At 23.0% G+C, this 11,015-nt stretch carries 6 protein-coding genes and 1 pseudogene; 2 read left to right on the top strand and 5 right to left on the bottom strand.

All coding sequences use genetic code 11. The annotated features are described in order from the left end of the window. Positions 1 to 775, bottom strand: a pseudogene (locus tag LRB30_RS04980) (5'-methylthioadenosine/adenosylhomocysteine nucleosidase); the annotation flags it as partial. Positions 776 to 3,919: 3,144 nt separating this feature from the next. On the opposite strand from LRB30_RS04980, the gene LRB30_RS04970 reads away from it, so the two are divergent. Together LRB30_RS04970 and LRB30_RS04965 are read left to right on the top strand one after the other, a co-directional pair. Beyond that, positions 3,920 to 5,005, top strand: a complete 1,086-nt coding sequence (locus LRB30_RS04970; protein WP_231013876.1) for a plasmid maintenance protein — start codon at positions 3,920 to 3,922, stop codon at positions 5,003 to 5,005. Further along, positions 5,002 to 5,565, top strand: a complete 564-nt coding sequence (locus LRB30_RS04965; protein ID WP_231019918.1) for a DUF226 domain-containing protein — start codon at positions 5,002 to 5,004, stop codon at positions 5,563 to 5,565. Before LRB30_RS04970 ends, LRB30_RS04965 begins: the two co-directional genes overlap by 4 nt. 795 nt (positions 5,566 to 6,360) lie before the next feature. Here the strand turns inward: LRB30_RS04965 and LRB30_RS04960 are convergent. From LRB30_RS04960 to LRB30_RS04945, 4 genes are all read right to left on the bottom strand, one after another. Continuing rightward, the gene (locus LRB30_RS04960; RefSeq protein WP_231013874.1) at positions 6,361 to 6,645 is read right to left on the bottom strand and encodes a hypothetical protein; all 285 of its coding nucleotides are present in this window, start codon (positions 6,643 to 6,645) and stop codon (positions 6,361 to 6,363) included. Between the two features lie 932 nt (positions 6,646 to 7,577). Next, on the bottom strand, positions 7,578 to 8,195 hold the full coding sequence (gene bptA, locus LRB30_RS04955) for a virulence-associated protein BptA (RefSeq protein WP_231019914.1): 618 nt from the start codon (positions 8,193 to 8,195) through the stop codon (positions 7,578 to 7,580). Between the two features lie 12 nt (positions 8,196 to 8,207). Further along, a complete protein-coding gene (locus LRB30_RS04950) occupies positions 8,208 to 8,708 on the bottom strand; it encodes a hypothetical protein (RefSeq protein ID WP_231019912.1) in 501 nt (166 codons plus the stop codon). 1,569 nt (positions 8,709 to 10,277) lie between these two features. Next, on the bottom strand, positions 10,278 to 10,571 hold the full coding sequence (locus LRB30_RS04945) for a hypothetical protein (protein ID WP_231013871.1): 294 nt from the start codon (positions 10,569 to 10,571) through the stop codon (positions 10,278 to 10,280). Between the last annotated feature and the right edge of the window lie 444 nt (positions 10,572 to 11,015).

Genomic DNA, 11,015 nt, shown 5'->3' with positions numbered 1-11,015 from the left:
TTTTTAAAAATTTTTTATAATCATCATAATTATTTTCATTATTAACTATATTGGATATTCCTCGTATAATTATAAAAGGAATTTTAAAATTAAACGCCACTTGAGCAATTGCAGCACTTTCCATATCTACTGCAATTGCATCTCGGAATTCTTCCGGAATTTCATCATAAAAATTTTGATGATTAATGAATTAATCTCCAGTAATTATTAAGCCCATATGAGATGTTATATTGTTTAATTTTATCCTAGAAGCTTTCTTTATAAGGGCAGTGTTTGCCTTAAATTTTTCGGGGTGTTCTGGAACATGCCCAATTTCATAACCAAATCTATGTAGATTAAAGTCGTAACTTGTTGTTTCTGTAGATATTACCACATCTCCTACTTTTATGAATTTGTTTGTTTCGCTATAAATACCACTAGCAACTCCAGCATTTATTATATGACTGATTTTATATTTTGATAAAATATAACTTGTCCAAAAGGCTGTGTTTATTTTTCCAACTCCCGTAGCTATGGTAATTATATTATGACCAAATACTCTTCCAAAGGTAATCTTTTTTTTCATTCTATGTTCTTCTATTGAAATAGATTTTTTGTTTTGAATGATTTTGTTTATTTCTGATATTTCTGCTTTTGTAGCTGATAATATTAAAATATTACTTTTATTACTTTGAGAATTTTCATTTGATTCATTTATTTTTGGTTCATTTCCCCAATTATTTAAAATAATAAATAAAAAAAATATTAATATATTTATTATATTTTTGATTTTCATAAAGAAACTCCATATATGTTTTTTTGATAATTTATAAATTAATATTTCTATATTCTTATTAGTTTAAATAATATTGCAATATTATTAACAATCTAAAAATAGTAACTTCAAGACTTATAATAGAAAAAATATTTTAACCCGTTGGGTAAATATTATTGGAATCCTTATTTTTGGCTATAGGTCATTGTGCTTTATTTCTACTAGAGAAGTTTTTTCTGTTTATATCATATTAAAAATATATTTAAAACCAATTTATTGGTTTTAAATTCATCTTCACCTAAACCTAAATTTAATAAAAAAAATTTATAGTTAGAGAATTCTTTGTAATTCTAGTTGAAACAATGATTATGAAGAATCCTTATAATAATAAAATTTGCTTTAAAGACGTTTTTGCCGCTAAAACCCTATGATAAAAATCATAACTTTCTTTAATTTTAACTTGACATTTAATTGGTTTTATAAAATTTTTTCAAATTTTTGAATTAACTTTGAATTTTTATCTCTTGAAAGAAAGATTGCTTTTTAAAAGCATTTTGTATAGCATCATTTCCTTCTATCATGAAGGGGGACGGACTATAAAGAATCTTTTTAATAATTATAAAACATATATATCTTTAAATGTTTATACATAGAATATTAAGAAGATGGAAGTGGCAGAAGAAATATTGATTAGCTTGATAATCAATGTATATTATGTATATCTACTATTGATTAGTAATAGTGGAGGATCAAAATATTATTTGACAATATTAGTAATATAAAACTCAAAATTTTTTAGATTAAATTAGAAGTGGTAAAAGTATATTTTTAGGATTTATAATAAAACATTTGAGTTCAAAATTGAGAAAAATTAAAAGCACAAATCAAGAATATTTTGAATTTTTTTCTATTGACAGAAACCATGAATAAGTGACTTATGAATAAAAAATGTTTATTGTTTATAAATTTATAACAATTTATCATTTCCAAATAACACTCTAAAACAGCAATTGCCGCAGGACATGTTTTCTATTTTCATAATTTAAGAAAACTTTGTAATTTGTAAATCTTGTGAAGCTAGAAATAAAAAAATAAACAATCTTATTACCAATGTTTATATCTCTTCTTTCTTTTCTACTTACTATAATTTATACAAATAGGAAAACGACTAATAGCGAGTATTATTTTTCTCATTCCAAGTTTGCTGTAATCCCTCTTTTGTACACCCTCAAACTTGAAGTTCAATACCACTTGACTCTTAACTCGCTCACAAACCATTTTTTCTAGTTATAGTATTATAAAATACATCAAAATCCCTAAAACAAACTTATCCAATATCAAACTGATTTGTATATCTACTTTTAATAAGTGAATAAGTTTATTTTTTAAAAAAAGATAAGCGCAGCTAGTATTAAATTTTTTTCATTTAGATGATTTTTGTGTGCTTTTTGAATATAATCGCATTATTGAGAGTTTATAATAATTTCTCTAATCCAAGTAACATATCTTTTTTGCTACATTTACTTTTTATTGTAAAAATTTTTCCATTTTTGCTTAATCAGACGATAAATATCTTACATTTTTATTTTTTGAATTTCAGTGTCCCCTACACATTGCAATAATTAAGATCTGCATAAACATTAAAAAAAAACAAAGGCATACTATTGGTTATATTATATTTGCCAAACACCTTCCTTAAATATAGGAATACTGTGACAACAATTGATATTAATATAAAATCTCCAGAGCTAAAGATAGGCATCATGCCCCAATCTGGGCAATTTTTAAAGTAAAATCAATTGCTGTCTTGTGTGTTTGCCAAATAAATAATTGATAGATATTACATTTAGATGCATTGCCTAATGCAACAGAATTATATTCTGCTATTAAGCATTTCCTAGGAAAGATTTTATTTTAAAAATAACAGAAAATAGTATACTTCTTTTAATAGATATACAAAATGATCTTTTAGAATCAAGGCTCTCCAATACTTAACATTAAGCTTTTTAAACTCCCTAATTAATTCAGGATTGAATGTTGTGCTTTTTGTAGCATCTAATATTAGATAAATTCGAAATCCTAAGTTAATTGCATTAAATATTATTTCTTTTACATAAAAATCTAATGCTAATATTGATATAAACAATGTATTGATTAAATTGTTTTTAGATAAAGATGTAAACCTGTTTGTTTTGTTCTAATTATCGTAAAATCTGCTACAATTATGGTAGTATAAATTCTTTACTTTTTTAAAAACTTTTTTTATTCTTTTTGTATTTAGAGTGTTAGAAAATTTTGATCCCCAGGTATTCTTGATATAGTATTTGAGTCTACCCTTGTTGTTATTGCTCAAAAAGTTTATATTATTTTTAGAATACTACTTGATAGTAACAATGTTTTTGAAATAATTTTAAAATTGATTAATCAAAAGAATTATTTCGTTGCTATTAACACTTGTTTTCTCAAAAATATATCTAAAGCCAAAATAAACTTAACATAAAAAATCATTCAGCAATATTTATTAATTTTAACCCTATATTCTTATAACTACTAAAAAAGTCACTAAATCTATTTAACCAAAAATATCTTTATATTTTTGATATATAGCAGCACATAGCTTTATTTTATAAATTATAATAATTGTCTAATAAATTCTATGTTAACTCAAACACTTTTTAATTTTTTCAGAGAGATTATTATATTCAAAATTTAAGTCACCCAAAACGCAAAAAAAGCTATATTAAAATTAATTCTTTAAAAATCTTTAATACCTATTCATTTTTGATTTTAAAGCTTAACTAAAAATTAAAATCAAAAATGCAATTACCAATCTTATCTTATTAGAGATGAGCACAGCATAATACCAATTCAAATAGCCAATTATTCAAACATAATGAAAAATAGTAAAAAATCCAATATAGCTTGCTTTGCATCACAAAAAATCCATTTCAAGATGATAAAAACAATCCCTTAAGCGCAATTCTTCCATGTACTACGTATTTCATAAATATAGTCAAATATCTATTATAATAAGCAACTATTTAAAACATACCATAATACAAAAAAAATTTATTTTTATTTCTTAGGGCTAGACTTTACTTATCTGAAAAATTGCTTTATTATTGTAGTAGCAAATAAAAACCATGCGAAGTTGAGGAGGCAAAAATGACAGTTAATAAATCCCAGCAAATAAACGGTAAATATCAACACAAGCTTATTACTTTAATTTCGACACTTGAATATGTTAATAAAAACAAAAAAAAATATAACCAATCTGATATTCTTTATTGTTTTAATAGCAACTTAAGGCGAAATGGACAAAAAGAAGTTTCAATTAAAACACTTAGAAATTACTTCTATAAATTAGAAAAACTTAATATTACTATCAACTACCATAGGCATCTGGGTATTAATATGGGTACTGAAATTTACTATGCCCTTAGATACTCTAAAAAAAACTGCTATAATCTACTAAACCAATACTTCAGAAACAAAAAAACAGAAAGATTTCAAAAACGTGTTAATTCATACATTAAAATAAACTACAACAAAAAGGACAATGTAACTCATGGGGAGTGTTATAATAATAAAAATATAATAGAAGAAAAAGAAAGAAAAATAAAAATTGACGAATTTAAACTAAAAAAATATGCCAAAAAATGTAATTTTAGTCAAAATATTTCTTCTTTTATTATCAATCTTAATTTAAAAAGAGAAATAACAATAAAACTTTTCAAGCTTATAAGCAAAGAAAAATATTGCTTCAAAAAGGAAAACAAAATTGATTTACAAAAAACATTGCAAAATAAAAGAAAAGATTTAATTTTGACGTTAAAAAAAACACAAAAAAGTTTAATGAACGAAGGCTACAACAAAGAAAAATTAAAAATACATATACAAAATGTTTATAAAAAATATAAAGACAAACCTCATTTCATATTGGAGATTAATAAATACAAAGACCTAAATCAAATTATAAATAAGATAAGAAATAACATTGAAAAATTCGATATTCAAAAACATAAAAATAATATAAAAAATAACATATATAATATACTAATAGATCAACTAAATCACAAAATCAACAAAATAAATTTAAGTTCAAAAATTAAGGAATATTTGAATAAACAAAAAAAATTGGAATACAAAAAAATATTTAACAATCAATACTATAATGAAATTATAGAAATAATAAAATCACAAAACAATAATGAAGAAAAAATACCTGTGCAAATCAAAAGTTTAAAATGAAAAGTGTATTAGAAAAACTTAAAACCAAAAAAAAAGAAATACTAGAAAAAAGAAGAAAACCAGAAATTTTCATCAAAAAAGAAATTATCAACGGAAGAACAATATATCACACCAAAATGTTAATGGATTTATATAAATTTGAAATAAACAGATATAAGAGAAACAAATTTTTAATTCTTTTTAGAGAGCTATTTAATCAAGAAAAGTTAGAAGGACTCAATTTGTTCTCTATAAAAGAAGACGACAAATTCCTAGGAATTTCCTATGGATATAGGAAGCCTGTAAAAAATATTATTACAAGATACAAAGTTAATGGTATTTCAAAATCATATACTTTTTCTAAAGTATATTATGTAGAATTTAAATTTAAAAGGGGTAGTGTTTTTTGTTATCTAAGAAGTCTTGCTAGATTAGTCAAAAAAAACAGAACTAATAAAAAATATTTTCAAGTGTTTATTAATATGTTAAACAGGTTGGAAAAGGAAGTATACGAATTCTATTGTAAGGAATTACCAGATGAAGGAATTATAAACAAATGGGTAGAGAAAGCACTAAGATAATTGTAGTGTATTCAATTAAACATGGTTTTTGTAAAAAGGTATCAATTTCTAAATTTTAAACCGATATTAGTTCTTTATTTTCTAATTTGAAATGAGATTTTAACAATTTTGTTAAAATCTATTAATAATAAAAAATCATATAGGGCCTAAACATAAGTACTCTTAAAATAAGAATACTTACCTTAAGCCCTATAAATAGACATCGACCAAAGTTAAGGATGCTTATAGTTAATAGCACCGCTTGTCAACATTATATATTATATATAATGTTAAAATCAATATATTATTTTCAAATAATATGAGTACTTATTTCCATTTGCAAATTATCTTTTACAAGATTTACTTTACTGAACTTTTTAATATTTAATAATTAAAATGAATATTTTAAAATATAAAAAATTAGATGTTTTTATTAAAGAATTTATTTAAATTGCATATTTTTTAGACTCTAGAATTTTTATTCTATACAAAGAAATTATCTTAACTGAATTCTTAATTCTACTTTTCATTTTTTTTGTAATCTTTATAATTTTATTAAGCAATTCTTCTTTATCTTTATTGCTTTAATAGATAACAATGAAGTGAATAATTTGAAAAAAGCAATCAATTTGTGAAACCTTGTAATTTTTTTTGTATTCCATTTTGAACCTCAACTTGCTTTTGCCCAGATGAAAAAACTTTTCTTTGCTCATACAAAAATCCAAGCTAATCAAAATTATTAATGAATAATATTAATAAGGCAATATTTTTTTTGTTTCAAAAATAAGTAAATAGGTATTCTAAAAATAAATTTCTTTATCCTTTTTTGATTAATTCTCTAAATTTAGGCATTTTTTCTTTAATTTCTTTTTTTATTTCTATTTTGTATTTTTCATTTTTTTTAAACAAGACTAAGCTAAGTGTTAAGTATTTCAAAAAATCTTCTGGAATCATCATTATATTGCCTATTCTAATATAACATTCGAAAACTTCTAGTTTGTATCTTAAATGGCTTTTTGTGATTTTATAATCAAATTTGTTTTTAAGAATCTCTTGAGCTTCAGAAACTTTGTAAAATAAATATCCTTCTATTATTCTCATGAAATAAATATAGATTTAATTCATTAATAAAAAAACTTCAAAATAGTGCATACATATTTATATGGTATATATTATAAGGTATAAATTTTATGAGTTTTTAACTGCTTCTCCATTTCTCTCCATTTTTGAGAAGTTGGTTATTTTGTTAGGCGCCATTAATTAATGGCGCCTAACTTTTTAAAAAGACTTTAAAAAAATAAAATAATAATTGAGAATCATTACTTACAATTAGCAAAATTGCAGAAACAAAAGATCTCTTGTTTATAGAGAAATACAAATGAAATTATGGATTTTGAAAATTCTTATAAAGAAGTCAAAAATTTTATATGAACAAAATATTATAACTTTAAATTAGAACAACATTTAATATTATTGAAGGTGTTGTATTAAAATTTTTTTATTGCTGGCTAAAACGCTTTAATATTTTTGATTCTGTACATGTTATAAATTTTTTTACAATGACAATATTCATCATTATTGTCATTTAATAATTCGAAAAACCTTAGTAAGTTATTTTTGTTTTTAAATCGTATTTCTAATTTTTTTTATGTTTTGCATTCTCTTTTTTAAAGAACGTATCAATAAAAAAAAATGTAAATAAAAAGCATTTATTTTATTCTAAAATTATGATAGATTTGTCTAAGTCCGTGTTTCAGAATTTAAATATTACAAAAAGTACTTTGCAAAGTACTTTTTGTAATATTTAAATTCAAACTCTAAATAACAAATTTTTGAAAAAGTGCATGATTTCGAATTTCATTTTATTAGTATTTAAATACATTTTTTACTGGTTTAATGTTTAATAAATAAATTCTAAAAAATTCATTGTTATCTGTTGTATTATAATGTGTGGAGCTAATATCAAATTGCGCTAGTGCTTACTGTAGGTGAATGGATAGTTATGGAAATAAGTAGTGTGCTTTCAATACGACTTAAAAATTATATTTTAGTATAAAATTTTCTATGTCAATTTTATATTTTTTATCTTCATTATTAATTAAGATAATCTTTATTCGTTTTAACTTTTTAAGTTTTTTAAAAAATGCTTTAGAAATAGTGACATTTAAAGTATTTTCTACTAAAACAGGAAACTTTAAATGAAAAAATTCTTTTTTAAGACTAATATTTCCAATATTATAAGCATTTAATTTTTGCCATTTTTCACTTGGGATGTTATTTTCATGGGTTGAAACTTTTTCATTCTCTACCCCTTCAAAAATTACATTTTTAAAACCCAAAATTTTATTATCATGCACTGTAAAATTAAAACTATAACCCGGATTTATTGCTTTATATGCATCTGCACGATAGCCTATTTTATTAATATTATTTTCAAGCTCAGGAATTATCAATATTGATTTTAAAAAAATCAATTCTTTTAAATCATATTCTTTAAAGATATGTTTATAAGTTTCTTCAATAGAAGTTTGACCATCGTCAAACTTCTCAATCTTTTTATTATAAAATCCATTTTTATCTTGTCTTATAAGCAAAAAGGAAGCCGAAAAAATACAAATTAATAGTAACCCAAAAAATAATATTTTACCCATTAATAATTTATCCTATTTTGCAACCAACATGTCAAAAGCATTAAAAAAATCTATACTGTTTTTCTTGCCTACTTTAAAAGTATATTGTTTTTTTTTATTAGTTTTTTCATCAAAATATTCCATATATGCCTCAATTCCATTTGCTTTTATCGATTTTTTTATTTGATTAAATAGTTCAGTTTCGTTAATTATATTTATATCAAAAGAAAAATTATTAATCCCTAGAATAGGGTTAGAATTTATTGGGGACTCTATTAAAGAAATTCCATTAATATACCATTTATTGAGTACAAGTTTTGTATTATTTGCAATTTTCACATTAAACTCTAAATCTATATATCCCTTAAAATGTTTTAAAGCAAAGGTTCCAAATTTGGTTTTTGATGTAAGCAATAAAGTTAAGTCTGACATGTTGCTATTATTTATAATAGCAATTTTTTCAATTACTTCATTAGAAAAAATCGATATATCGGGAATTAATAAAAAAAACATTAATAGTGCTATTATTTTCATACCTTTTACAATTATACCACTATCTATTAGTAATAGATATCTAAAATGGTTTTAATTTTTATCTTTTAGATAAGTTTAATCATCATATGCAAGAAAAGTAAAAAATAGTTGAAAATCACTTATCAATATATACTTTAATTTTTATATATAAAGTAATATAGTTGCTTATATTATGCCATTATTAATGGCATAAAGGATGATAAAATAAAAATAAGAAATATGTACCTAAAAAATATCATTTTTAACACTTTTAACTTTTATTTAGGCCTGTAACCAAGACAGCCAAATTAAAAAGGATAAAGTATTAAACTACTTCTAAGATGCTGGTAGTACTCCATATCTAAATCCAGCTGCTATAGTTGGATATTGACTTTTTCATTCTGGATCATTTGTTCTTAAATAGTATTAAATTTGAGCACGAAGCTCTTTGCAAAGCTGATTTTTTGGGAAATACTAATCTTTTTATAAGGTGGTGATTTTAAGTCATGCCGAGTTTGGCTATTAGATCTTCAATTTTTTTGTAATTTAAAATATACAAAAGTGTCCAATGAAAGTACATTTTTTTTACAATATGTAATGTACTTTTTGCTTTGGTGGTTCATAAGAGAGAATTTATTATATGGGTATACAGGGTTAATCAACCATTATTAACTAACCAATTTAGCCGTCTTAAAAGGCGATATTATTATAGATTTTTTGATTTTACAATAAAAAGATATTTACGGAGCAGATATTATCAGCATAAGACTAAAATATCTTAGTTAATACTTAGATGGTGTGAAATCTAAAACTGTAGTGAGTGTATTCCATTTGTAATTTAATTGCAAAAGCTTTTAAATTTAGGTGAAAATTAATTTTGAACATAAAGTATTACTTGTGTAATGCCTAATGTTTAGCTGATTTTATAAATCAAAGATTATAGAAATAGTTTTTCAGAATATTAATCAAGTTTATGCCGATATTGAATAATCTGAGACTGCGTTGTGGAGTATATGCACTACAAATCAATGAGTTTTTTTGTGAACATTTTTTAAATAAGTGGGAACCAAGTAAGGATAGTATTTACGAAGTTAATATCATTGTAAACATCTTTTTTAAAATACCTGTGACTCGAGTTTTAATACCAAGAATAAAAATGTAAACACAGTCTAAAAAAAAGGATAAAATCCTTTAAAAAGAGTTTGAAATTTTGAAACAAAAGTAAACCCAAAATCAAAATGCTTGTGGAACAGCATTGGTTGAAATAACTTTATAATAATTTTTTATATAAGAGTATTGAAAGGGCAATGACACCTGTGTTTTTTAATACTATCTTTAATTGAACCATCGGTGATTATTTTAGTATCTTCTTATTCATTTGTTTATGATTCTTTTTATCTGTTGGTTCAATCGTAATAATCTTAAATTATTAGTGAATAATGAAATACAAAAAAAATGGCATTGGTTCTAGAAATATAAGTTTTGTTTATTTACGAATTAACTCTTCCATAGAGCAAAAAAATTAATACCCAAAATAATGGTATTATAAAATAATAATTATCTTAGGATTAAGAGAGAACAATTATCATTTTAAATTATTTTTTTCACTTTATAAAAAATACTGTTGTAATATTGGGTTTGTTCTTCAAATTCTTGTAACATTTTCTTTGTAACTTTGCCTCTAAGCTTAATTAGTTTATTGTACTGGGTAAAATCTCCATTTGATTCTTTAAAATATTTTTCTATTCTTTCTTTTAATAAATCTAAAATTACAGATTTTTCTTTTGTTAAAAGCTTTTTAACTTCCAAGATTAAAGATTCTTTGTTAATTGTGTTTAAAGTTTCTACATTTTTTTTGAAGTTTTCCTGAAAAGCATTCTTCATGTCCTCAATTTTGTTTGCAATCTTGTTTTCATAGTAAGTGTCAAGTATTTTTAGGATTTCAATTCTAAAATCGGAAAGAAATCCTTTGAATGTATATGTTCCTAGTCCTGATACGAATATATTAGTGTTGCTATAATGCTGCTGATTATATTAATTCTCTTTTTTATTATGGCCATCTAACTCCTCTTTTTTTATTTAAAAAAAGTATTTTATTCTCTTTAATAGAATAAAATACGCATAACTTTGAATTCAAAAAAATGTTCACTCCACCTTTGTTTATTACAGAAAACTGAAATATCCAAAAATTGAGTGAACTATCTCCTATTGGGAATAACAATTAAGTATATAGCTTTTTTTTAAAAAAACCCTTATTTATTAACTAAAAATAACAAAGAATTCTCCACCTATAATTTCTATGAAATTTAGGTGGAGATGAATTTGCTA

This window comes from Borreliella americana, assembly GCF_021043605.1.
Classification (GTDB): Bacteria; Spirochaetota; Spirochaetia; order Borreliales; family Borreliaceae; genus Borreliella; species Borreliella americana.
Note: the sequence above shows the minus strand (reverse complement) of the source record. Positions and strands in the feature narration are given on the sequence as shown.

What these genes read in the sequence shown, in the direction of transcription:
- LRB30_RS04970 (WP_231013876.1), top strand. Translation starts at nt 3,920, where the DNA reads ATGACAGTTAATAAATCCCAGCAAATAAACGGTAAATATCAACACAAG.
- LRB30_RS04950 (WP_231019912.1), bottom strand. Translation starts at nt 8,708, where the DNA reads ATGAAAATAATAGCACTATTAATGTTTTTTTTATTAATTCCCGATATA.
- bptA (WP_231019914.1), bottom strand. Translation starts at nt 8,195, where the DNA reads ATGGGTAAAATATTATTTTTTGGGTTACTATTAATTTGTATTTTTTCG.
- LRB30_RS04965 (WP_231019918.1), top strand. Translation starts at nt 5,002, where the DNA reads ATGAAAAGTGTATTAGAAAAACTTAAAACCAAAAAAAAAGAAATACTA.
- LRB30_RS04960 (WP_231013874.1), bottom strand. Translation starts at nt 6,645, where the DNA reads ATGAGAATAATAGAAGGATATTTATTTTACAAAGTTTCTGAAGCTCAA.
- LRB30_RS04945 (WP_231013871.1), bottom strand. Translation starts at nt 10,571, where the DNA reads ATGAAGAATGCTTTTCAGGAAAACTTCAAAAAAAATGTAGAAACTTTA.